28 protein-coding genes and 2 pseudogenes are annotated in these 20,399 nt (G+C 44.0%); 6 read left to right on the top strand and 24 right to left on the bottom strand.

Annotation, left to right across the window (positions count from 1 at the left end):
• Window positions 1-133 precede the first annotated feature (133 nt).
• The 18 genes and pseudogenes from ACOTXC_RS21340 to ACOTXC_RS21255 form a co-directional block, all read right to left on the bottom strand.
• Window positions 134-1,189: a type IV secretion system protein gene (locus ACOTXC_RS21340; protein WP_000235886.1), complete on the bottom strand. Its 1,056-nt coding sequence runs from the start codon at window positions 1,187-1,189 to the stop codon at window positions 134-136.
• An 11-nt stretch (window positions 1,190-1,200) separates the two neighbouring features.
• Complete coding sequence (locus ACOTXC_RS21335; RefSeq protein ID WP_000759841.1) at window positions 1,201-1,458, bottom strand: EexN family lipoprotein; 258 nt, start codon at window positions 1,456-1,458, stop codon at window positions 1,201-1,203.
• 9 nt (window positions 1,459-1,467) lie between these two features.
• Complete coding sequence (locus ACOTXC_RS21330; RefSeq protein ID WP_000716326.1) at window positions 1,468-2,238, bottom strand: type IV secretion system protein; 771 nt, start codon at window positions 2,236-2,238, stop codon at window positions 1,468-1,470.
• Between the two features lie 9 nt (window positions 2,239-2,247).
• Window positions 2,248-5,001: a VirB3 family type IV secretion system protein gene (locus ACOTXC_RS21325; protein ID WP_015060057.1), complete on the bottom strand. Its 2,754-nt coding sequence runs from the start codon at window positions 4,999-5,001 to the stop codon at window positions 2,248-2,250.
• A gap of 24 nt (window positions 5,002-5,025) precedes the next feature.
• Window positions 5,026-5,316 carry a TrbC/VirB2 family protein gene (locus tag ACOTXC_RS21320; protein WP_000916156.1) on the bottom strand — a complete coding sequence of 97 codons (291 nt, stop codon included), beginning with the start codon at window positions 5,314-5,316 and terminating at the stop codon, window positions 5,026-5,028.
• A complete protein-coding gene (locus tag ACOTXC_RS21315) occupies window positions 5,300-5,944 on the bottom strand; it encodes a lytic transglycosylase domain-containing protein (RefSeq protein ID WP_000953538.1) in 645 nt (214 codons plus the stop codon). Before ACOTXC_RS21315 ends, ACOTXC_RS21320 begins: the two co-directional genes overlap by 17 nt.
• Before the next feature lie 232 nt (window positions 5,945-6,176).
• Entirely contained in the window at window positions 6,177-6,686 is a 510-nt protein-coding gene (locus ACOTXC_RS21310) for a transcription termination/antitermination NusG family protein (RefSeq protein ID WP_000455437.1), read from the bottom strand.
• Window positions 6,687-7,038: 352 nt separating this feature from the next.
• The gene (gene mobP1, locus ACOTXC_RS21305) at window positions 7,039-8,199 is read right to left on the bottom strand and encodes a MobP1 family relaxase (RefSeq protein WP_004199101.1); all 1,161 of its coding nucleotides are present in this window, start codon (window positions 8,197-8,199) and stop codon (window positions 7,039-7,041) included.
• Between the two features lie 2 nt (window positions 8,200-8,201).
• Window positions 8,202-8,747, bottom strand: coding sequence for a DNA distortion polypeptide 1 (ddp1, locus tag ACOTXC_RS21300; RefSeq protein ID WP_001348698.1), 546 nt, complete (start codon window positions 8,745-8,747; stop codon window positions 8,202-8,204).
• 340 nt (window positions 8,748-9,087) lie between these two features.
• On the bottom strand, window positions 9,088-9,345 hold the full coding sequence (locus ACOTXC_RS21295) for a hypothetical protein (protein ID WP_004199355.1): 258 nt from the start codon (window positions 9,343-9,345) through the stop codon (window positions 9,088-9,090).
• Window positions 9,342-9,506 carry a hypothetical protein gene (locus tag ACOTXC_RS21290; RefSeq protein WP_000004083.1) on the bottom strand — a complete coding sequence of 55 codons (165 nt, stop codon included), beginning with the start codon at window positions 9,504-9,506 and terminating at the stop codon, window positions 9,342-9,344. The genes ACOTXC_RS21295 and ACOTXC_RS21290 overlap by 4 nt, the downstream gene beginning before the upstream one ends.
• Before the next feature lie 74 nt (window positions 9,507-9,580).
• Window positions 9,581-9,919 (bottom strand): hypothetical protein, encoded by a 339-nt coding sequence (locus tag ACOTXC_RS21285; RefSeq protein ID WP_001099725.1) that lies wholly within the window; start codon window positions 9,917-9,919, stop codon window positions 9,581-9,583.
• Between the two features lie 93 nt (window positions 9,920-10,012).
• Window positions 10,013-10,255, bottom strand: a complete 243-nt coding sequence (locus tag ACOTXC_RS21280; protein WP_000008707.1) for a hypothetical protein — start codon at window positions 10,253-10,255, stop codon at window positions 10,013-10,015.
• On the bottom strand, window positions 10,245-10,514 hold the full coding sequence (locus tag ACOTXC_RS21275; protein ID WP_001006717.1) for a hypothetical protein: 270 nt from the start codon (window positions 10,512-10,514) through the stop codon (window positions 10,245-10,247). The genes ACOTXC_RS21280 and ACOTXC_RS21275 overlap by 11 nt, the downstream gene beginning before the upstream one ends.
• A gap of 8 nt (window positions 10,515-10,522) precedes the next feature.
• Window positions 10,523-11,074 carry a hypothetical protein gene (locus ACOTXC_RS21270; protein WP_000662998.1) on the bottom strand — a complete coding sequence of 184 codons (552 nt, stop codon included), beginning with the start codon at window positions 11,072-11,074 and terminating at the stop codon, window positions 10,523-10,525.
• A gap of 59 nt (window positions 11,075-11,133) precedes the next feature.
• A complete protein-coding gene (locus tag ACOTXC_RS21265; protein ID WP_000792381.1) occupies window positions 11,134-11,370 on the bottom strand; it encodes a hypothetical protein in 237 nt (78 codons plus the stop codon).
• Between the two features lie 58 nt (window positions 11,371-11,428).
• Entirely contained in the window at window positions 11,429-11,944 is a 516-nt protein-coding gene (locus ACOTXC_RS21260) for a DnaJ domain-containing protein (RefSeq protein ID WP_001025390.1), read from the bottom strand.
• Between the two features lie 589 nt (window positions 11,945-12,533).
• Window positions 12,534-12,686: pseudogene (locus ACOTXC_RS21255) on the bottom strand (DNA-binding protein); the annotation flags it as partial.
• A 610-nt stretch (window positions 12,687-13,296) separates the two neighbouring features.
• On the opposite strand from ACOTXC_RS21255, the gene ACOTXC_RS21250 reads away from it, so the two are divergent.
• The 3 genes from ACOTXC_RS21250 to ddp1 (ACOTXC_RS21240) all read left to right on the top strand — a co-directional run bounded on the left by ACOTXC_RS21250 (window position 13,297) and on the right by ddp1 (ACOTXC_RS21240) (window position 15,303).
• Window positions 13,297-14,310 carry a replication initiation protein gene (locus tag ACOTXC_RS21250; protein WP_001348704.1) on the top strand — a complete coding sequence of 338 codons (1,014 nt, stop codon included), beginning with the start codon at window positions 13,297-13,299 and terminating at the stop codon, window positions 14,308-14,310.
• A gap of 8 nt (window positions 14,311-14,318) precedes the next feature.
• Window positions 14,319-14,762 (top strand): hypothetical protein, encoded by a 444-nt coding sequence (locus tag ACOTXC_RS21245; RefSeq protein ID WP_001074369.1) that lies wholly within the window; start codon window positions 14,319-14,321, stop codon window positions 14,760-14,762.
• Between the two features lie 187 nt (window positions 14,763-14,949).
• Window positions 14,950-15,303, top strand: coding sequence for a DNA distortion polypeptide 3 (ddp1, locus tag ACOTXC_RS21240; RefSeq protein ID WP_000877224.1), 354 nt, complete (start codon window positions 14,950-14,952; stop codon window positions 15,301-15,303).
• A 20-nt stretch (window positions 15,304-15,323) separates the two neighbouring features.
• Here ddp1 (ACOTXC_RS21240) and ACOTXC_RS21235 read toward each other — a convergent pair whose 3' ends face one another.
• The 4 genes from ACOTXC_RS21235 to ACOTXC_RS21220 form a co-directional block, all read right to left on the bottom strand.
• Window positions 15,324-15,608 carry a hypothetical protein gene (locus ACOTXC_RS21235; RefSeq protein ID WP_001043731.1) on the bottom strand — a complete coding sequence of 95 codons (285 nt, stop codon included), beginning with the start codon at window positions 15,606-15,608 and terminating at the stop codon, window positions 15,324-15,326.
• A gap of 35 nt (window positions 15,609-15,643) precedes the next feature.
• A complete protein-coding gene (locus ACOTXC_RS21230; protein ID WP_000469598.1) occupies window positions 15,644-15,955 on the bottom strand; it encodes a hypothetical protein in 312 nt (103 codons plus the stop codon).
• 205 nt (window positions 15,956-16,160) lie between these two features.
• A complete protein-coding gene (locus tag ACOTXC_RS21225) occupies window positions 16,161-16,445 on the bottom strand; it encodes a hypothetical protein (protein ID WP_001185481.1) in 285 nt (94 codons plus the stop codon).
• Window positions 16,446-16,544: 99 nt separating this feature from the next.
• Complete coding sequence (locus tag ACOTXC_RS21220; protein WP_000516402.1) at window positions 16,545-17,207, bottom strand: division plane positioning ATPase MipZ; 663 nt, start codon at window positions 17,205-17,207, stop codon at window positions 16,545-16,547.
• Window positions 17,208-17,587: 380 nt separating this feature from the next.
• Here ACOTXC_RS21220 and ACOTXC_RS21215 point away from each other — a divergent pair, with 380 nt between their 5' ends.
• Window positions 17,588-18,250 carry a recombinase family protein gene (locus ACOTXC_RS21215; RefSeq protein ID WP_001549893.1) on the top strand — a complete coding sequence of 221 codons (663 nt, stop codon included), beginning with the start codon at window positions 17,588-17,590 and terminating at the stop codon, window positions 18,248-18,250.
• Between the two features lie 88 nt (window positions 18,251-18,338).
• Here the strand turns inward: ACOTXC_RS21215 and ACOTXC_RS21210 are convergent, their stop codons facing one another.
• Complete coding sequence (locus ACOTXC_RS21210; RefSeq protein WP_000343760.1) at window positions 18,339-19,559, bottom strand: ISL3-like element ISKox3 family transposase; 1,221 nt, start codon at window positions 19,557-19,559, stop codon at window positions 18,339-18,341.
• Between the two features lie 101 nt (window positions 19,560-19,660).
• Here ACOTXC_RS21210 and ACOTXC_RS21205 point away from each other — a divergent pair, with 101 nt between their 5' ends.
• A complete protein-coding gene (locus tag ACOTXC_RS21205) occupies window positions 19,661-19,900 on the top strand; it encodes a hypothetical protein (protein ID WP_001549892.1) in 240 nt (79 codons plus the stop codon).
• A gap of 2 nt (window positions 19,901-19,902) precedes the next feature.
• Window positions 19,903-20,259, top strand: coding sequence for a S24 family peptidase (locus tag ACOTXC_RS21200; RefSeq protein ID WP_004199403.1), 357 nt, complete (start codon window positions 19,903-19,905; stop codon window positions 20,257-20,259).
• A 33-nt stretch (window positions 20,260-20,292) separates the two neighbouring features.
• Here the strand turns inward: ACOTXC_RS21200 and ACOTXC_RS21195 are convergent.
• Window positions 20,293-20,399 (bottom strand): annotated as a pseudogene (locus ACOTXC_RS21195) (IS6 family transposase); the annotation flags it as partial.

The following is a 20,399-nucleotide window of genomic DNA, read 5'->3' as shown; positions in this document are numbered from 1 at the left end:
TGACGCCTGGCATCCGACAAGGCAAAGCGTCACGATAGCCGTGATAAGTAGTTTCATAATGTGAGAACCTAAATAGAGGAGTGAATATTTACTGCGGAATACTCAGAGTTGACAGATTTAAATAATAAATCGGTTAACCTCCATATTTCTTTTTCGCCGCATCTATCGCAGCCTGGCGAAGCCTCTTAGCGCCAATATTAACGCCCTGCCCGGTCAGATTCCCCAACTTACCGGATACACCAGGAGACTGGTTGAACCCTCCATCCTGACGGCGAACGCCTTTCCATGCGCCAATCCCTGCATTTTTACCCATACCAAGCAGATTACGCCCCATACGGGAAGCGCCGAACACGCCAGCACCAATCCCCATTGCGGCTGCCCCTTGCATCGCGCCTTCAACACCTACCCCTGCGAGCTGGGAAGCATAGGTTTTGGCTTGCCAGATAATCCAGGCCATAAATGCACCTGCAACCCCGGCCTGAGCACCTGTTGATATCAGATTTAATTCATCTGCGTTAGCTATCGAGATTGTCAGAATGCCATTAAGGAACGTCATTCCCGCTTTAATTGCCAGTCCACAAAACAAGAATATGAAGCATGAGCTAAATATTAACTGAAGCCAGCTATTAAACATCTGCCTTAAAAAACCAAATGAAAGACAAATAATAAACAACGGCGCGGTAATAGTAAGTATCTTAATAGTAACTTCGGCGGCGAGATAAACTATTGAAGTTAGCAATAATGCAATTATCCCTCCAGCATATGTTAATAAAGATGCGATTGCCCCATCTGTTTTCACATACTTCGAAGTATCTTTGGACATAAGATATGCAGCTACCTGCTGAACTTTCTCCCAAAGCTCGTCAACCCATTTCCAAGGATCACCTCCTGCAAATGTTTCCTTCAGCCCATCAATGGCCTGAGTTGCACTATCTAACCACCCCCCCATATTTTTGACAAAAACAAGAATTAACCAGAATCGACATAGATTCCATAAAAAATCCTGCACTGCGGTTTTTTGCTTCCCAACTATTGTGGTATAAGCATACCACAATATATAAATGGAAATACCATACTTACCCAACTGAGACGCTATTGAAGAAAAGTTATCTAACTGACCAGTCAAAGACTGGTCAAGAGTTTTAACAATAACGTCATGAGCGGCCTGGAAATACCTAGAAGTTGCCATAGTGGCTCCTTTTAACTTCCATCTTTACCCAATACATTTTTGAATGCATCTTTATAGTCAACATGCTTAGGATGTAATTGCTTATACCTAAACAAACCTTCCTTAGCGTTTTTACAATTTTCGCTATCACTCCCAGACTTTTTGCATTCAGCTACTTTTTTCGTTGCATCGTCTACGTGAGACTGCCACCAGTCTACAGATTTAACCTCTTCACACCCGGTAAGAAAGAATGTAAGCCCCAACGCCGCAACTAATCCATATTTTTTCAAAATGCCCCCTCAGTTCATTTCATAACTCTGCTGCTCAAATGCTGCCTTATAATCAACAACTGGAGTTTCTTTATTAACAGCCCCTAATTGTTTCTCCTGGAAAGCAGCCTGTAACATTTTCTCCTTGTATTCTGCAAGATCGCGCTGCTTATCGCGATACATTTCATACTGAAATTTGAGCTTGTTAAATTTCAGGCTTGCCAGAGATACAGCGTTTGTCGCGTCCTGCGTGGCTTTCGTGTCCTGGGCGTTCTTCACCTGGTCGATAAGGTCGGCCATTTCCTGATTATCTTCACGCAGTTTACTTTCCAGCTTATTGCCGTACTCGATCCCCGCCAGTTGGGACAGGAACGAGGCTTCACAGCCCCGCACCAGGTCGCCCGTATATCCCAGCCCCTTACAGGTGTTTGTCACCTTATAATCGGCCAGTAGTGATCTGGCTTGCTCAGACAGGGTGGCTTCCGGGTTCTTAATGTAATCATCAATGAAGGAGTTCCCCTGGTCGTAAATATTCTCCAGCTCCTTACTGACAGATTGCGCAGACTGCACCAGTCCCTGAACATCACGAATGCCCGTTTTGGTCAGCAGCTCCTGCTTATAGGCATTAATCTGTTTCTGGTAGTGGTTCACGGTGTCCTGCCACTGTTTGAGGCGTTCTGTCCAGCGCTGCGCTTCGACAGCCCATTCAGGGTTTGCATCAATGGCAACGGGAACACCAGCCTGAGCACCAGAAATAACCGTAACAGAGGCGATAAGTGCCGCAACGATATGCTTTTTCATAGGGATTCCTTAAATCAGGTTTGCACGTTCCAGATAGGTATCAAGCCACTCTTCCGGCTTCATACCCTCTTTCCAGATTTCATCGAACAGTTCAAGCTGGGGTTTCGATGCGCTGAGAACCGGTAGGTAATACGCCGCTTTTCCCAAATCCAGTCTTGCGAAAGCCGCAAAATCATCACTTTCCCCCTTCCTCTGTGGGTTTTTGACGACCAGGAACTGACGAGATAACGGGTCAATGGCTTTAATTTTGTCAAAATAAAGTTCTCTCACTTCCAACTCGTCTACGTACTCACTACGTTTCGCTTTGGGGTTCGCCAGATAAATATGTGTTGCGCACTGCTCACGAACGGCAGCCGCGATAGGTGATTTAATTAGTTCATCCGGCGATTGTGTCGCTACGACAAGCACCATATCCAGCTTACGCGCGGTTTTGAGTTTGTTATAAACAAAATCTCTGAACGCTTCGTTGTTAATCCATTGCCAGAACTCATCCATGTAGATAAGGAGTCGGCGGCCATCAGCCAGCATGGTGACACGGTAGATGAGATAGAATGAAGCGGCGCTGGAAAGTACTTTGTTATCCAGAAACTCCGTTCCGTCTATACCGAAAACGTCCAGGTTGTCCACATCAAACGTATCGTCCGGGTTATCAAACACCCAGCCAAATTCCCCTCCCTGCACCCAGGCATTCAGGCGTGCTTTAAGCCCATGCCGCCGGGTTTCAGTATCATCAGGCTCCAGAATGAGTGGTCGCAACTTACTGATCGGATAAGAGCGGTTTGACCTCTGCATCAGGCGCTCAACGGCATCAGAAATCAGGCGGTTCTGGTAATCATCAAGCGGCTCACTGTTAAGCGTACAAAGTAGCCTCACCAGGTCTTTCATAAAGGAAATATTTCGTTTGGTTGGTGGCAAAGCCGCAGGGTTCCAGCCAGTCGGCTCTCCTTCTTTCACCCGAAAGTAAGCACCTCCCATTGAACGTATACCGGGTTCCGCTGCCCGATCTTTGTCGAAAAATACTGTAGTTAACTTCTTTAATTTCCTCTCAGGTGGAAAAGACTCCGGCGTTCCGAACTGCTGGGCGGCGAAAGCCTTAGTCATCATCACTACCGTTTTACCCACGTTTGACGTACCAAGAATTTCGGTATGCCCCAGCGTGGGGTTTTTACCGAAGTAATTTTGATGCTCGGTAGTCATGTGATAGTTCAGGTTATAAATATCATTTCCTGAGCCGCCCAGGGTGATAAGGTTGTTACCCCAGGTATTTCCTTTCTCCTTGCCCGTAAAGAAATTATGGAAGCTTTCCATTTCGGCAAAGTTCAGACTGCTGATAGAACTCAGGCGTGGCCGTAACGTGTAGTTACCAGGTAACTGAGCAAAATACGCTGCGCCAAGACTCAAGGTTGAATAGGTTACGATCAGCCCTAAATCCTCCAGGGTCGTCGTTACAATATTGGTGTCCTTCACCAGACGCTCCGGCGAATCTGCGTAAACAATCAGTGTCTGGTGACTTTTCCCGAAAGAAATATAGCCGCTGGAGACCATATCGAGACCAACTTTCAAATCAGCGAGCAAGGATTTAGCGGCATCATCGGTCATTTCGAGTTTGTCGATCTGATCATCCAGCGCCTTGATTGCAGACTGCTTGTCTATCGGAGTTAAAGAGGAAGTCTGTACATACTCAACCGGGAGATACATCAGTGCATCAAAAATTCCGGCATCCGTTTCCTGAAAGTAGTCCTTGATCTCGATGCAACGAAAGTACCGGGCATGGTCAGAGGCAGTGATTTGTCCAGCATCGTTACCAAAGAACAGGTCTTTACCACCCAGGTATGTATAAAACGGACTATTGGTGACTCTGACTTTCTGCCAGCGCCCGGATAGCAGTTTCTGGAACAGCGTAAGCTGTTCTGAATAAACTATATTATTTTCTTCATATAACCCAAGACGACGGGAATGAAACCGGGAGAGATAGGTGCTCAATCTGCCACATATTTCATTCATATCATTAATGGGTTCTTCGAAGATATTTTTATTACCCTTTTTCCTTGAAAGAAAATGCGTCACTTTATCTTCAGCGCTGAACGGTTTATAGCATACGGTTAAGTATAATTTGTTTTCAAAATACTCAGCCGCCGAAAGCGATTCGTAATAATCGTTCATCACTCTGTTGACGAATGGGATCTTGCTGTCAAATACAGGTCGCACTTCTTTTCTAACCCGAATACGATGCGTATAAAAGGTAACGGGTTTCCCATCAAAACTACGTATCAGCGTATTGAGCTGGTCAGTAAGCAAGGCTAGATCCGCTTCATCTACACATTCAAAATAAGCTCCGTCAATCTGCCAGGTCGCCAGTAGATCATGGTTTCTGGTAACAATGAGGTTATCAGTGATGTGTGATGAATACGGGATTAACTCTTCAAGAGAAGACTGGTCTTTAAGCTTCATAAAATTGTCCACTTTCGATATATCGACTGCGTCGTACGAACTCCCCGCATAATGGACGGCATTGAAGCGCTTGTTTGCCAGAGGATTACCTTTGATTTGCATTCGCAGATAAAGCAGGTCAAAAAAGCGTTCATCTATCTTCGTAACTCGCTTGATGGCATACCAGCCAGGGAGGATGAGGGCATACATAGCCTCATGAATCCAGACACCAAGCAAAACGCAGATAACGCACATTCCAAGAAAGGGGTAGAGTGGAACGCCCAGCCCCCTAATCAAAGCGGGGCGTGTCAGCCCTTTAAAAACGGTACTCATTTTTACGCCCCCTTTTATTACATATTACGCTAACCAGTCAGGCAGATATGGCGCAACAATAAAGATGATAATCCCGATAATTAAAGGCGTAATCCACGCTGCATGCTGGCGTGAGAAGATAGCGATATAACCAATTACCAGCGCAATGATGGTGATTGCTGGCTTACGGATATCCGTCAGAAAATCGATAATCTTCTGCAAGAAGCCAGTTGTTTTAGTGGATACATCATCAGCAAAGGCGGGTTCTGCTACACAAAGCATCAATGCAGCCATAAATACAGAAAGAGTTAAATAACGTTTATTGAGTTTTAACATCGTTTGTTTCCTTTTCATCTAAAACAGTGCCACGCATGGCATATTGGGGATATACGGTAACTTCTTTAGGTTTGATACTCTGTGTTACATTCTCCTTTCTGATTGCATCTTTAACTGAAGGAACCACCCAGTTTTTTTTGTTATCAGGCGGATTAAACCCTATGCGCTGTATATAACTGGTGTTATTAAAATCTGATTCAGGTTTAGTTCCTGTTTCTGGATTGCCGGAATAATAGCAACTCAGGCCACGTAAAATATCGCCACCACGTTTATAACAATCCACCAAAATTTGCTCTGAAACCTTGAGATTTTCGCAGGGGTCAAACATTTTCTCAGCGGTTGTATTGAAGTTTGCAAAATTCGTACTCGTTATTTGCATAAGACCGACTGAGTAACGATGATTTCGTGATTCAATTTGATTTACGATCTGGAGTGCAGCCTCCTTAGTTTTGGGAAAGTAGGACACTACGCCTTTGTCACCGGGCTTACGTTCAACCTTCGGTATTATCTCGGCAATAGCATATGGGTTAAAACCAGATTCAACCCTTGCAACTTCATGCGCAGTATCGGGATGAACGCTGGCCGCGCATTGCAAAGCAAGCGCCGCAAAAGCAGTAGTAGATAACATGATTTTCTCCCGGCCAGAACAGCGCGGAAAGTTTAGACTGAATGGTTAGTCATCGAAGTCGTCATCGTCTTCATCGTCTTCGTTTATCAGCTCCTCAATAGCCTGGCTGGAATATTTTTTTATGAGGTACTGGACAACACCAGAGCTTGAAATACGTCGCCCCCTGCGATAGCCAATCTCCAGAGCAATTTTATCCAGTTCCTCACGAGAAGCTGAGGGCAGGTAGAGTGTATTACGTTGGGGCTTGCGTCTCGTTGCGGTTTTTTTTCGGGTAGCAGTCATTTTTCTTCCGTTTCATTTTGTGGGTTAAGCTTCTCTCTGTGATGTAGTGGATGAAAGCCATACTTCTTTGCTGCGGATTATCCATGAGTAGAATTTCAGCAAAATCGTGTGGAATTGATTTCCTTAAAAGATTTGCCTGAGCTGTTGTATGTGATTGTCTGTACAAAAGCTCCGCCATCACATCTTCTGGTACAGGTAAAGGCTCACCGCCAAATGAGATAAAGCGTTGTACGTAAGGGATAGCAGTTATTGTAGTGGAATGAACCTCTTCAAAATCTGCCTGGATAAAAAGATAACCGGGAAAAAGCGGCAAACGTCTTTCTCGATATGAAATTATCTTATCCGGGCGACGATACCTTTCAGTCTCCATAGGACAGAAGTAAGAGAAGTTCAGGCGTTCGAGATGAGCAAAAACTGCTGCAAATCTCGTAGTGGTGAATTGCAAAACATACCATTCCATAGTTTTTCCTTTCAGGCGCTCTCTCGACTCGGATGACCCCGAATCAGAGAAAAAAAACAAAAGGACAAATTTACATCTCATAAAAACTTTATCAGCTACATGTGCTGCGTTCAACCACACAAGCAGATCTTTAGATCGCATTTACGACACATTTCATTTTGTTTGTGCTTGTATTTTATTTATATCTAGATACATATGCTATTTGATAACAAAAAAGCAGATCGATTGATCACCATGCGCTTATTTTATAGTCAAGTTAACTAAATTTTTTACCGCTAGTTACTTTTTACAAAAACTCTGCTAACAAGATAAATAAATCGATCTTAATCAATAAGTTACCGGAGAGTATGAATTATCCTAAACGAATTCCGATTTTCACTTTCTGTTCGCTTTGAATCATCGACTGTTTTATTTGCGAGAAATTTCTCATCTGGAGTTGCTGTTTCTTAATCATCTCCGCGCTGTTCAGCACCAGCTCTTTACTGGATGAAGAGATTCTGTCTATGCCCTTAACCCCCAGGTTCTCTAGCTGCCACTCATTCCTGTGTGCAGTCTTCCAGCCATGCTGTACACCGTTCTTATCAAGTGCAGGGATTTTCACCTCCTTTTGTCCTAACTTCTTCAGCTTAACAAGATCACCTTTCTTAACGTTCTCGCGAGTGGTTAACTCACCAAAATCAGCCCCCCAATATGTTTTCTCCACGCCCTTGTTCAGTGTCTTAAGCTTTATGAAATGCTGCTTTGGTTTGGTTTTATCGTTCTGATAATGGTCGTAGCCAACATCAACAACCTCATAAACGCCCTTCTGTCGTTTTGGCGCTGTTTTGTGCGCATCTTTAATAGACTGGTTAAGTCCATGCTGCTGCTTATGAGTGGCTTTAACGTCATAGCCCTTCATCTTCAGCTCTTCACAAAAACCTGTACGAATTTCCCGTAAATCTTTTTTCCTGATATCAGCTCGTTTACCGTCATTATCACGAATACGAAAAACGACATGCACGTGTGGATGTTCTTTTTTGTCGTTATGATAGCCAAGCACAAAACGATGATTTGGGTACTTCTTGTTCATCGTTTTCCTGACAGACTCAAGCAGATCTTCAGGTTTTACCTTTGCTGATACAGGCGGTGAAAACACAATATTTTGGGTTACTTTTTTATTTTCCTTACCTTTATCATCGAAAACATTTTGAGGGTCATTAGCACGATCTATCATGTGCTCTTTAGCCTCCTGAATCTCATCACCTTTCCATACCTGACCGCTTTCACTCATCACTGGCAGCTCTGACTCCCGGCTCATATAGTCAATACTGTTTCGAACTCCCTGCCGGGTAATCGCACCTCCTGAGATTTTGACAACAACCTCCTTACTGGCACCCTTGCGGTTGATACGTTCCTGAACGTTGCGTTGATAGTTTTTACCACCATTTTTAACTTTATGGGCGAAAGCAGACTTGCGGCCAGCTTCAGAGGACTTACGCTTAACCCTGAATTCCTTGTCAACATAAACGCCCATGATTACACCTCAACCTTGTTAGAAACAGTTCGCCCTTTGCATAACATAATGTAGTTTTCAAACTCACTTTTGAGACTCATTATCTCTGAACTCAACCGCTCAGCGTCCTGATAGAACCCATCTTTATCAAGTACTCTGGCATTATCATTAACGATAATATAATGAAAGTTTCGCCCTATTTTATCTATTGCATTACGGCAACGATTCATCACCAGAAGTTCCTGATCGAAAAAATCAAGTTCATTTTCAAGTGTCGTCTGGATTCGATAACGACATTCTCTGGATAAATTCCAGCCATGACGATGAGCCGCTTTCTCTATTAAAGTTCTTTGTTTCCCTGTCAAATACATTGTGGTTTTGATAAAATCATCATTGTCTTTTGACACATTAACATCTTCATTTTTAACCTTGCTTTTCAGTAAAGCATTGGCAAGCAGCTTCATTCCTTTTGCCACGGTTAAACCCGGTTCATCTGGATAAAGTGTTTTAAGACAATCAAGTAGATCATCATGTTGGCTTTCTTCAATCCTGAATTGAACTTTTTTCATAAAACTCTCCAACAAGAACCGACTGTAGGTCACCGGGCAAACGTTGCGGAATGGCGTCAGAGACGTCATTTTGCGGCGTTTGCCCTATCCTGCATCGCAGTGAACTACCTCCACACATAAATTGTGCTTCAGCGTCCATCGAAATGCAAAAAATGAAAGGCTATCGTGGCTGTGATCTGGTGCGTCTGCGACCGGAGACAACGGATTCGCGGCTAACTTGGGCGGAAATAAATTCGCTACGCGAATGGCCTGGCAGGGGGCGCGAGCGCTGTTTTACGGAATATACAAAAAAAGCACCTCCCGTAAACGGGAGGGCTTCGGCGATTCAGGAACGGGAATTTTATTCTGCCTCTGGTGTGTCGCCTTCCATGCCCTGCCGGGCATCATGGAGCCAGCGGCGGAGGTTACTCATTCTTTCCCGGTTTGCCCGGCTGGGACTTTTTCCCCTGTTACCGCTTAGTATACTCCAGACTCTTAACCCGGCCTCGTTAGTCCAGTGCAATACAATTTCCCCTTTGCTGTTAAATCCCAGCGAAAACCGGACAGCTCCCCGCCTCTGTTCTGCACTGATAAAATCTAAAAACTCCTGTTTTTTCATAGCACCTCCTGTTTTTCTATCAGTGCTTTTGTTTCTTTCTTTTCCAGGGCTTTTCTGAGTAATGCCATGTACTCAGGAAAAGCAGAGAATGGCATCAAGGGAAAAACCGGACGCCCACCCTTTTCAACAGTCTGTATTGCTGATAACATGCGTTCCGACATTTTATATTCCTCGCGAGGGAATTGAGTGTCACGGTATCAGGTTGCCTCCACAACCTGATACCACCCCTAATTGATTAACTCCGCAGTTCTCTTATCGCTTCATTTTTGGCTTCCTCCAGTTCTTTAAGGGTATATGCGAAATTCTTCCAGTTAATTACTTCGTTTATAACCTCAGATTTACTTAAACCACACTCATTAAACCAAAAGTTAATATTTTTCTTGAGGGAATTTTTCGCCGTCAGTTCCTCGGACAACAATTCACTAACAGACGTGATAACATAACCACGACCGCGATTTTTATCTTCGAAAGAATGAACGGCAAGGAAGAGAGTTTCTGAATGGACAAAAGCAGAGCAGGTGATTTTTTCTTTCTTAGTGTTTAAAGCCTGGAAAGTGATAACATACGTGTTCATTTTAGTCTCCCGCCCGTTTGGGCTACTGGATCATGGTAAGGAACTATTCCCGACCTACAAATAAATTATACCATCATATGATGGTAATGCAATTTATTTAGTCACTTTATCCTGATTTTTTTCTCTCTTAACGAGCTGGTAATCTGGATGTTCATCAGCCAGGAGCAAAAGTAATTCATACGTACCAGCGGCTAAACCACGAGACGTTTTACCGGATGTTTCTTTGGCTTGCCAGGCTGATAACGTAAAACCAAACCGTTCAGCGGCTTCCTGCTGCGTAAAGCCAGCTTTAATACGTGCTTGTTTCACCTCTTCAGGTGTTGGCTTAAAACTCATGATTTTGTACCTTCACAATAGTATCTGTATAGAATTTCAATAAAATTGGATCATCAATTTCATCTTTAACGTTCGAGAATTCTTCGTAATAAAATGATTTTTGGAAAACAATCTTTTTAGTTGTTTTTTTATCCGCTTCTTTAGAGCGTACCTTCATCAGTTTTTCAAGTTCAATAAACAAACGTGTTGCATCTTCAGACACAACAATCCTGTATGTTACATTACCTTTGTTTTTCCTGTCGCTCAGGACTTCATTCATTTTTTGCCTCATAGCTGTTTAATAAACCCCGCTACCTTTATGAGCTGATCTACACTCAGGCCACGAATTACCATTTCATATCCGTCGCCCCGTTCTGATACGTTACCATCTAACCCATTCTCAACTTTAAACCCGGTCAATGTCCCATGCCAGCTTTCAAGATGCACTAAACGAGATAGCATTCCTTTCAGGATCAGTTTTTTCTCGCGTTTTTGCTGTAACTGTTGTTCATACTCTCGCGCCATATCTACATTATCTAAAGCATCCGACAGGATTTTCTTTTCAATATCGGCGGCGATTTCTACAGGGTTACGCTCTGGCGATACTGTGCAAGTATGGTAAGGACTTCTCCAGCTGCGACTATCTACGCTTCCAATGATAACTAACCTTCCTTTCTCCATTCGAATATGTATAGAGTAATTTTTAAAATCAGGTGAGGTTAGCTTAATCCTGTACTGGCAATCATCGAGCAGATTTACACGCCAGCCGTTCCCCAGGATTCGACAAACGATTTCAAACACCGGTTTATACCGTTCAAAGAAATTTTTCTGTTCTTTCATCGATTCAGCCTTTTGAACTCAATAAAAAAGCCGTAAATCGAATTACGGCAGTTTTAAGACTATTCATCAAAGTGTCCATCATCACTTGCAGCTTCCTGGGCTTCGCATTCCTGCTGATATGCTTCTTCCTTCGCAAAAAGATGCGCCCATCCTTCTGCGTTTAAGCCACGGTGCAAGACTGAACCATTTTCATTGCATTCTTTGGCTGTAACTTCGATCTCATCCGGGCAAATGTAGGCTCCGTAACTTTCAAAAATGTTTATCAGCTCCGCTTCCGTTATGGTCTTGTTTTTCATCAACGTGTCTCCGAATCAATCTTTGCCATGTTCTAGGGGGCTTTCGCCCCCATTCCGGTTATGCGCTTGCTTCTACACGTGTCCAGCCTGACGCCTTACGTTTACCCGCTGTACCATACATTTCACGAATTTCTTCAATGCTGTGTTCTTTACGGTTCCAGCGGCTTTTGTGTTCTTCAGGACGGTAAAACCATTGTTTTTTCTTAGATGCCCACTTACAGCCCATTTCCTTTAAAATGTCTTTGTGTTCTTTAGTTTCTCCGCTAATCCAGACCCAATTACCAATAACTTCATAGACAATCCCTGTAAGGCCGGAAAGCGTATTCAGAACTTTTTCCAGATCTTCACCGTAGTTGTAACGTGCGTTTTCATCAGTGCTTTGAAACTGATTGATTTTATCAATGTTAGCCATGAGAAAATCAAACGCAGCATTTACTGCTTTCATCAGCTCGGCACCCAATGGATTGCGGTCTGGATGATATTTTAAAGCCGCTTTTTTGTATGCCGCCTTGATGTCCTTTTCAGTCAGATCACCGGATAAACCAAAAACGTTTAATGCTTCCTGAATATTCATTTTTCGCTCCCGCCCGTGTGGGCTTCTGGAATCTGGCAGGGAACCATTCCCAACCAACAAATTCATTATACCATCAAATGATGGTTATGGAATCATTTTTAATGCTTTACATTGTAAAGATTACATAAAGATGTATATTGCTTTACCGCGCATGAAGGGATTTCCGAAAGAGGCGCGAACTGTAGTTACATAATGCGCTGTCGTAACATCGCGCCGGAGACGTTCGCCAGGACTGGCGAACCAACAAGCCCGAATGAGAGCGATAACCCCCCTCACCCCTGCCAGGCCAATTTCTGACTATCAGACGATGTTTAGCCTGTCGCAGTTAGCGCGTGAGCTTGCGAACGGTACGCCGGGTCAGTGTGAAACACTGGCGCGGGGCGCTGTATCTGCGCGTTATGAGATGCGTTAGCAGCGAATTACGGGGCGGGTTGCTGAAACCGATTGATGCCTGACAGCAAAAAATGAATCCGGGCGCCAGCTGCTGCACGAAAATTGCCAGCAAAAAACACTTGGCCATCCTCGCCGGTCGTGAAATTTTGCTGGCGTAAGAAATAATCCCCCCGGTATGAGGGGCTTGTCTGAAAGGTTAGTGGTTGGGCTTACTGAGAGTGAACTGTAACCCGGCTACTGCTGCAAGCTGTGCAAGTGTTGTGATGGTCGGGTTTCCGTTCGGGGATAATGCGCGGTAGATACTCTGACGAGCAAGGCCGGATTTTTTGGCCGCCTCTGTTATACCCCCTGATTAGGGATCAGGTTAAAAACGAGCTGTATGACGTTCTAAGCGCATTTTACCCGCTCCGTTGAACCATGACCGGGTTAAAGCGGTTAAAACGCCTCTGAGGGCTTTTGAGAGCATTTAAGAATTGGATCGGAAAAGGATCCCGTCTGGATCTTTTAGAGAGATTACACCGCTCGCCGCAGCCGAACGACAGGGCGAAGCCCGCGAGTGAGCGAGGAAGCGGAATTTCCACGGGGTTTCAATAGAGCACTTACGCGCTAAGGTTAATATTTGCTCAATTTTTGGTGGTGCAGTGCTCAGGGAGGCCAGACGGATCTATCCTCTGGATTTATGCTGAGTTATCCACAGACGCTGTGCATTAAAAGCCTTATATTTTCTTCTTGATCTTAAAAACTTAAAAACTTAGCTCGCTTCAATTACCTGAAAATTATGGAAAAAAATTGCTAAAGGTGAGAGGATTTTTCACGTAAGGTGAGAGGATTTTTCACGTAAGGTGAGAAGATTTTTAAGTTAAGGTAGTTAGATTTTTCACTAAAGATGAGAGGATTTTTCACGTAAGGTGAGAAGATTTTTAACGGTTTCCACAGTTTGACTGAACATCAAGTGAAACATGCGGTTGTTGCTATCTTTAGATATGAAGATCCTCAGATCTTCATATCTAAAGGTGAGAGGTTTTTTAATTAAAGGTTGTATTGTTGTCTTGAATTACAACCTTTGTGGGGTTATGATTTGCCTACATAGGAAAGGTTATATGAGGCTTATCGTGAAGACAGTAACGGGATTAACGAAAGTTAGACATAGAAATGAAGTTGGGGTAACTCTTGCATCCCTTTCCCTTTCAGCAAAAAGAGTGCTTTTTCTGGCTCTTTGCCAGATTGATACAAAGGAAATGTTAGATGATGATATTTTGGAGGTTGATGCTGACTTTTTTTCAAAAGCTACTTCTTTAGATAAATATGCCTCTTATGCAGCTCTGAAAGAGGGAGCTAAAGTTCTTTCTTCAACTACGTTAGTTTTAAACAGAGATGATTTAAAAAATTTGGCTGATGAACTTGGGATACTATCATCTAAGAATAAAATACCTGATCGCTTGGATTTAAACTTAACAGAATTCTGTGCCTATTACGATCATCTTGCAACTGTACGGATAAAATTCACAAATACAGCTAAGCGATATTTTTCTAAGTTGATTGGTTCTGAAAATAGATATACCACTCAGGTATTGAAATCAGTTGTGTTGTTGAACAGTGTAAACTCAACAAACCTTTATCAAGTCATTAGGAAATATTACAGTCAGAATAGTTCAAAAAAATCTTTTGATATATCCGTGGATGATTTAAAAGAGGAAATGGGACTTTATACTATTGAGGAAGGGGAGAAGAAATATAAGTATCCTAAATACTCATTTTTTGTTCGTGATGTTATCAATAAAAGCATTAATGAGATAATTGAGAAAACGGAAATAAATCAGTTATCTTTCTCTGTTGTTGGGAAAAAAGGGAGAATGGCTCACATGCTTAGATTTGAGTTTAGTATAAATGAAAAATCCTCATCCTTTTCGGAAGATGATATGGCATTTTTAGAGGAGTTTGACAAAGTCGTTCCACCAAAAAAGAATAAGTGAGGCAAAACATGGCTAAAATATATGAGTTTCCGCAGGGAGCCGAACGAAGTAAGCTGAAAAAAGAAATCATCCGGGAACGTAAAAAACGATTGCGAGAAACGAACGGTAACCCGGTTATCCGGCACGCTAAATGGTTCTGGTTTTATCTACGTCTTGCTACGGCTGGCGCACTGCATTTAGTCTCTGTTATTTCTCTGGCAGTCCTGGGGGCTTTCAGTAAAGCTATTTTCTGGATTGGTGGAATGCTCTGTGTTGTTACATGGTTCCACCTTGAGCGCCAGTTCTGGACGCCGCAAAATTTCACGATTCCAGTAATCGTAACGCTGTGGGGATTGAGTTTGTTTGCCACTCCCCTGATGGAGCTGCTTAACAAAAAAATGCCGTGGTATCGTCTTCTGGTTCCTGATGCAAAGCACACTAGCACTGAGGCAACCAATGATGATCAGCCGTGAAGCAACAATGTTATCCAGTCGGCTTGCAGTGCTTCTTTCAGCCTTTTATCATCGGTTAATCATAGCGCACGAGGCGAGTTCTTTTCACTGCGATGCAGGATAGGGCAAACGCCGCAAAATGACGTCTCTGACGCCATTCCGCAACGTTTGCCCGGTGACCTACAGTCGGTTCTTGTTGGAGAGAGTTATGAAATATCAGGTTAAAGAGTTTATTAACGAAAAATATTCTAAGGCTGTTAATATTTTAAAGGATAACCTTAAAGAACACTACCATATTTTTTATGGTTTGAGATTAAGTGAGATTCTTTTTCCTGCCAGCGAATACGGCTCTGAAATGTTTTTTCAGGAGTTTGAAGCGATTAACAGTGTAATATTGCCTTTGGTGATTTTTGATTTGATAGACCGAAAGCCGATTATGGTTATCGGCTTCGGTGAAGTATGTGGAGTTGATTCACTTGTTGATTCTGGTATAGAAGTTGTTTCTTTAGACGGTTTAAGCGATCTGCTACTGGTTGAAAAACTGACGCCATTATTTAACTAAACCTCTGGATAACTATCTTTTCAGTTTTCCAGTAAGATTTTTTCTATATCTGAAAGCACTATTTTTTCAATGCTTTCTATATAGTAATGCTCATTAAAACCTGTCATTTCTGTAAATTTTAGCTCTGCATCATCTTTCGAATAAGCAATAACAACTCTGAAATCATTTTCCCACAAATCCCACCTGTATTTGTCTTTTATACGAACCCTGTACAATCCTTTTTGGATAGTGCCATCTTTTTTCTCTTCCTGTACTTTTTTTAATTTTTCATTTTGCACCTGTTGTTCAAGCCATGATTTATTCATAAATCCCCCACGGTTAACGTCTTTAGGCTCGGTTTTTACTTAACGAAATCTTCCGGTTTTACACCTGTTTTTACCTTCATATACTTGCCCTCCCCCCTTAGCTTCGGCTGAAGTTCGGTAAAGTACCATCCGGCAACGGTAATAATGCCTAAAAATACAAAAATAGCAGGCTTCAGAACATCAATAGCTGATACAGCGCATAACTCAATATTGAGATTAGTACAAGTTCCCTCATCAGGTGCATAGAACCCCCATAAGCCTATACCTATAAGGAACATCCCCAATATCGGTTGGATGTATAACAAGTAGATATTAATAAGAGTTTTAATATATCTGAATATGAACATTTTTCTTTCCTTAGGTTTCTTTCTATTTTGGATTTCCAATTCTTAACCAATGTGATGGTTCGACAATCCATTCTCCGCAGTCATAGGCAACGGCCTTATTATGCCTGTTAGCGAACCATACTAACCAGGCTAATAATCGCTGATTGCCGCTGTATTTGGTTTATCTCTAACCATCACAACATATCTCTTTTTCTTAGCCATAACGCTACCCTAATTTTGCAGATTCAAGCAGCCAGTGGTTTTTCAGGTTCTCGTCCAGGTTATCGAATGCGGCCAGCGCTGCCTTTAGAACGGTTGTCTTGCTCTGGCCTGTTCTCTGCGCCTCCGCTTCCAGGATCTCCTCAAAGTACGCTGGCAGTCTGAAGTTCATCAACTTTGGTTTACCCGCTACAGGCGCTCTGGTAGCGCCGGAGATAAAACGCGCGGTTTCTGCGTTTGTTGCTGGTTGCTGAGATTCATCGATGTTCGGGCGGTTTAGTTTTAAAGCCATGAAAATTTCCCCTTGTACGGTATGCATTAATTGTAAATATCATAGTATCTTTATGGTGTATTTACAATGTAAAGATTTCGATGAATATTGTTGATATTTCTATAAAATGCCAATTTCCTGTGCCACAAGTTCAATCTGTGCTTTCGCTGTTGAAAGGCTCGATGCCCGGCTAACGTCATGTACCCCTGCCCCTTCATTACAGGCGCTTTCATACACATCCAGCTCGGATATCCGGGTTTTCAGAGGTTGAATCCAGATGTTGTCCGAACGCAGTAATTTATCCAGATCAATGGCCGCTTTTCTGTGGCGGGGTTTCGCTGAGTTGATTCTGGTGAACAGCACCCACGGTTCCAGAGCTGCGTTAGCTTTCTGAGCGGTGCGGATTTTCTCTGTAACACTGGTCAGTGTTTCGCTTTCGAAATCAGAGGACGGCTTAACCAGTGTCACCACGATATCTGATACTGTCAGGGCGCTACGGAACTCCTGGCTGTCGTGGCCGGGGCAATCGACAATGAGAACTTCACACAGCTTACTAAGGCGCTTAATTTCGTTGCTGACGTTTCCGTAAGCTGCGTGAACCGGGATAGTGAGTAAGCCGTTATCTGTCCGCTTTTCGTTCCAGCTCAACAGATCGTGGTTTTTATCTGTCTTCAGGATAATTACCGACTTACCTTTGTTGACCAGCATTGAGCCTGTGTTAGCCACGTAGGTGCTTTTGCCTACCCCACCTTTATCTGATACGACAAGCAAGATTTTACCCATTTCAGAATCCCTCTCTTTATGTTGTAAAGCTCATGTAAAGATATGAATGTCTTTACATGGTGTGTTTTTCGTAAAGATACTTTTGTCTTTACAGTGTCTTTATAATGCAATGGCTTTACCATGTAAAGCACAAATAAAGATATATTTATCTTTATGGTGTCTTTACATGGTAAATGTTGCTGTGTCTTTATGTGCGCTTTATGGTGTAAATCTTGGTGTGTCTTTACATCATCTTTATGTTGTAAATTTTTAGTGTGACGTTGTCACTATAGGGCTGGGGTCTGTTTGCTGGTTCTTTTTGAGTGTGCCTTCCCTGAACCAACTGAAATGGGTACTGTATGGGTGTGTCTGGTTAACTCAAAATGAACTGGTTCCCTATAATGACTCAAACAGTACCGAAAGGCTTTGTCAGAGCTTACTTACGCGCATCCACGACTGAACAGGATGCAACACGCGCCCTGGACACGATAAATACCTTCGCCATCGAGCGCGGCCTGAGCATCTGTAACTACTACATTGAAAATGAATCAGGTTCTAAGCTTGAACGCCCTGAGTTGTTCCGGCTCCTGAAAGATTGTCAGCAAAACGATATCTTGCTGGTAGAGGATGTGGACAGGCTTTCACGCCTGGTAGGGGAGGACTGGAACACACTGAAGAAAATGATCCGGCAGAAAGATATCCGGGTTGTGGCCGTCAACGTTCCGACAACCTGGCTCGCATCGGGTCACAATGATTTTGACAGCCGAATGTTTTCGGCCATAAACGATATGTTGCTGGATATGCTGGCCGCCGTCGCCAGGCGAGACTATGAACAGCGCCGGGAACGGCAGCAGCAGGGGATCGCCAGGGCGAAAAGGGAAGGGAAGTATAAAGGCCGCCAGGTTAATCAGTCTCGCTATGACGCCATAAACAGGCTGATTGCGAGCGGCAGCTCCTGGAGCCAGATTCAAAAAGTGCTGGGTTGTAGCCGGGCGACTATCAGCAAAGCTGTGAAGCAACAGACCGTTAACAAAATGAACCATGAACCTGAAGGTAGGGAGTAGTTACAACATAATAAACAGTGTGTTGAAGAATAAAACTGATTCTTTATACTGTATATGCATGGGTCTTCCCCGATCATGGTGGGAAGGCTCAGAACGCCATATTCAGCTTTCCGTAGTGGAACATCACCCCCAGTTTAAAGCGCTCCCGGTTTCGGTATCCCCTGGCTTTTATCCTCAGCAGCCTGATCTTGCTGTTAAGTGCCTCCGCATTTCCGTTTGAGACACTGTGTCGCATCGCATTCAGGATCCCGTACAGCCTTTTTCCTATCGTTTTCGCGGCATTTTTCATCATGGGAACGTCACTGTTAGCCGCCAGCGCCAACCATCTCTGCCAGTCACTCCGTCTTTCCTCGCTCCATGGCCTGTTCCAGATATCCTTTGCCAGCTCTTTCAGCGCCCAGCACTGGCTCGTCAGCTTCATCTGTGCACGCAGCCACATCAGCTTTTCCTGCCGGGATTCGGTCATCCACTTATCGCTGTACTGCCACAGGAAGCGGGTTCCTTTTGCCTGGTGTCGGCTTTCAACAGGGAGGTGCGGATGTTCATTCTGACGGGTTTTATCAACTACCTCGCCCAGTTGCTTCGCCACATGGAAGCGGTCAAAGGCGATTTTCTCAACCGCACTGGGTAAGTGGATACGCGCTGCTCTTATATAGCCCGCGTTCATGTCCATTGAGAGCGTTTTGATAGCCAGCAACTGCCCATCAGTGAGCGTGCGAAGATAGCCGGCAAGACTCTCTGTGCCGCGATCATCCGTTAAGGCCAGCGCCCGACCATCGCGATCGGAGATCACCGTTATGTAACGATGTCCTTTTTTAAAGGCGACCTCATCCACATTCATATGACGGGCGGATAATGGCTTTTTTATCCGGGCAAGACCTCGCTTAACTGCCCGGGTCATAATGCCGTCAACCGCATTCCAACTGAGCTTAAGTTGCTTCCTGACAGCATCAACGGTGCTGATTTTCAGCCATGAGAGAACGAACGATTCGAATAGCAACGTATACCGGCTTCCGGGGCCAGCCCACGGAACAGGCAACGTCAGGCAGCCATGCTCCGGACACATAATTCGTGGAACATCGGCTTCAACAATAGTGGTGAACTGGCAGGTATCAAGATGGCGCCATTTACGATGACGGTGATCGTGAACAGAACAGGATTTACCGCAGGTCGGACAGGCTAGCCGGGTGTTTTCAGCGATCTCAATAGTGACAGTAACAGAACCGGCATTTTCATCGAGAGAAAGGGACTTTACCTGCCACGGATCGGACAGGTTGAGAATATGAGCGTAGAGGGACTTTTCGTCCATGGCGGTGACCTCTGGCGATTAAATACACCATTATCATGCCTTCAGCCACCACAACAAGGGAAGACCCATATGCATACAGCTATATTGATCGGAGGTTTTTCATGCCTAGACACTATGAAATTGACTCAGCCTGGCGTGCGAGCATTAAGCGTGAGCCGAACGGTCGTCAGACAGTTACGACAGAAGCCTTTGTCAGCCAGCTTGCGCTGATTAATTTTCACTGGAGTTGTCGCCAAGCAAATCAGTGGATTGAAACCTACGTGACCGTTTTTAAAGACATTTCCACTCAGGAAGGAGAGAACCGGACATTCATGCTTTTTAACCCCAACGGAGGCCGTTAAAAATGGGTTTTCCATCGCCAGCAACCGACTACCAGGAAAACAGGCTGTCACTCGATCAGCACTGTAATACAGGAGCGCCGGGAGTATTCTTTTTTCGAAGTGATACCTACTCTTTCCGGGAAGGGATAAAGCCTGGTGCGCTGCTCATAGTAGATTTTGGGGGCACGCCCGTTGACGGGTCTTTGGTGCTCTGTGTCCTGGAACAAGAATTCAGGATCATGCGATTGCGACTACACCCCAAGCGGTGTCTCCAGGAACTCGATAAGCTGGATAACTTCAGGGCTATACCTGATGACGATGAGGACGGGTTGGAGGTCAGGGGGGTCATTACGCACATTGTGGCACTGTTGCAAAGTTAGCGATGAGGCAGCCTTTTGTCTTATTCAAAGGCCTTACATTTCAAAAACTCTGCTTACCAGGCGCATTTCGCCCAGGGGATCACCATAATAAAATGCTGAGGCCTGGCCTTTGCGTAGTGCACGCATCACCTCAATACCTT

The organism is Enterobacter cloacae complex sp. IR5428, from assembly GCF_049238585.1.
Lineage (GTDB): Bacteria > Pseudomonadota > Gammaproteobacteria > Enterobacterales > Enterobacteriaceae > Enterobacter > Enterobacter intestinihominis.
The sequence above is the reverse complement of the archived record's forward strand: the minus strand, read 5'-3'. Positions and strand labels throughout refer to the sequence as shown.

Excerpts from the sequence above, each read along its gene's own strand:
- ACOTXC_RS21340 (WP_000235886.1), bottom strand. The coding sequence starts at position 1,189 with ATGGCAACTTCTAGGTATTTCCAGGCCGCTCATGACGTTATTGTTAAA.
- ACOTXC_RS21330 (WP_000716326.1), bottom strand. The coding sequence starts at position 2,238 with ATGAAAAAGCATATCGTTGCGGCACTTATCGCCTCTGTTACGGTTATT.
- ACOTXC_RS21325 (WP_015060057.1), bottom strand. The coding sequence starts at position 5,001 with ATGAGTACCGTTTTTAAAGGGCTGACACGCCCCGCTTTGATTAGGGGG.
- ACOTXC_RS21320 (WP_000916156.1), bottom strand. The coding sequence starts at position 5,316 with ATGTTAAAACTCAATAAACGTTATTTAACTCTTTCTGTATTTATGGCT.
- ACOTXC_RS21315 (WP_000953538.1), bottom strand. The coding sequence starts at position 5,944 with ATGTTATCTACTACTGCTTTTGCGGCGCTTGCTTTGCAATGCGCGGCC.
- ACOTXC_RS21310 (WP_000455437.1), bottom strand. The coding sequence starts at position 6,686 with ATGGAATGGTATGTTTTGCAATTCACCACTACGAGATTTGCAGCAGTT.
- mobP1 (WP_004199101.1), bottom strand. The coding sequence starts at position 8,199 with ATGGGCGTTTATGTTGACAAGGAATTCAGGGTTAAGCGTAAGTCCTCT.
- ddp1 (WP_001348698.1), bottom strand. The coding sequence starts at position 8,747 with ATGAAAAAAGTTCAATTCAGGATTGAAGAAAGCCAACATGATGATCTA.
- ACOTXC_RS21295 (WP_004199355.1), bottom strand. The coding sequence starts at position 9,345 with ATGAAAAAACAGGAGTTTTTAGATTTTATCAGTGCAGAACAGAGGCGG.
- ACOTXC_RS21290 (WP_000004083.1), bottom strand. The coding sequence starts at position 9,506 with ATGTCGGAACGCATGTTATCAGCAATACAGACTGTTGAAAAGGGTGGG.
- ACOTXC_RS21285 (WP_001099725.1), bottom strand. The coding sequence starts at position 9,919 with ATGAACACGTATGTTATCACTTTCCAGGCTTTAAACACTAAGAAAGAA.
- ACOTXC_RS21280 (WP_000008707.1), bottom strand. The coding sequence starts at position 10,255 with ATGAGTTTTAAGCCAACACCTGAAGAGGTGAAACAAGCACGTATTAAA.
- ACOTXC_RS21275 (WP_001006717.1), bottom strand. The coding sequence starts at position 10,514 with ATGAATGAAGTCCTGAGCGACAGGAAAAACAAAGGTAATGTAACATAC.
- ACOTXC_RS21270 (WP_000662998.1), bottom strand. The coding sequence starts at position 11,074 with ATGAAAGAACAGAAAAATTTCTTTGAACGGTATAAACCGGTGTTTGAA.
- ACOTXC_RS21265 (WP_000792381.1), bottom strand. The coding sequence starts at position 11,370 with ATGAAAAACAAGACCATAACGGAAGCGGAGCTGATAAACATTTTTGAA.
- ACOTXC_RS21260 (WP_001025390.1), bottom strand. The coding sequence starts at position 11,944 with ATGAATATTCAGGAAGCATTAAACGTTTTTGGTTTATCCGGTGATCTG.
- ACOTXC_RS21250 (WP_001348704.1), top strand. The coding sequence starts at position 13,297 with ATGCGGTTGTTGCTATCTTTAGATATGAAGATCCTCAGATCTTCATAT.
- ACOTXC_RS21245 (WP_001074369.1), top strand. The coding sequence starts at position 14,319 with ATGGCTAAAATATATGAGTTTCCGCAGGGAGCCGAACGAAGTAAGCTG.
- ddp1 (WP_000877224.1), top strand. The coding sequence starts at position 14,950 with ATGAAATATCAGGTTAAAGAGTTTATTAACGAAAAATATTCTAAGGCT.
- ACOTXC_RS21235 (WP_001043731.1), bottom strand. The coding sequence starts at position 15,608 with ATGAATAAATCATGGCTTGAACAACAGGTGCAAAATGAAAAATTAAAA.
- ACOTXC_RS21230 (WP_000469598.1), bottom strand. The coding sequence starts at position 15,955 with ATGTTCATATTCAGATATATTAAAACTCTTATTAATATCTACTTGTTA.
- ACOTXC_RS21225 (WP_001185481.1), bottom strand. The coding sequence starts at position 16,445 with ATGGCTTTAAAACTAAACCGCCCGAACATCGATGAATCTCAGCAACCA.
- ACOTXC_RS21220 (WP_000516402.1), bottom strand. The coding sequence starts at position 17,207 with ATGGGTAAAATCTTGCTTGTCGTATCAGATAAAGGTGGGGTAGGCAAA.
- ACOTXC_RS21215 (WP_001549893.1), top strand. The coding sequence starts at position 17,588 with ATGACTCAAACAGTACCGAAAGGCTTTGTCAGAGCTTACTTACGCGCA.
- ACOTXC_RS21210 (WP_000343760.1), bottom strand. The coding sequence starts at position 19,559 with ATGGACGAAAAGTCCCTCTACGCTCATATTCTCAACCTGTCCGATCCG.
- ACOTXC_RS21205 (WP_001549892.1), top strand. The coding sequence starts at position 19,661 with ATGCCTAGACACTATGAAATTGACTCAGCCTGGCGTGCGAGCATTAAG.
- ACOTXC_RS21200 (WP_004199403.1), top strand. The coding sequence starts at position 19,903 with ATGGGTTTTCCATCGCCAGCAACCGACTACCAGGAAAACAGGCTGTCA.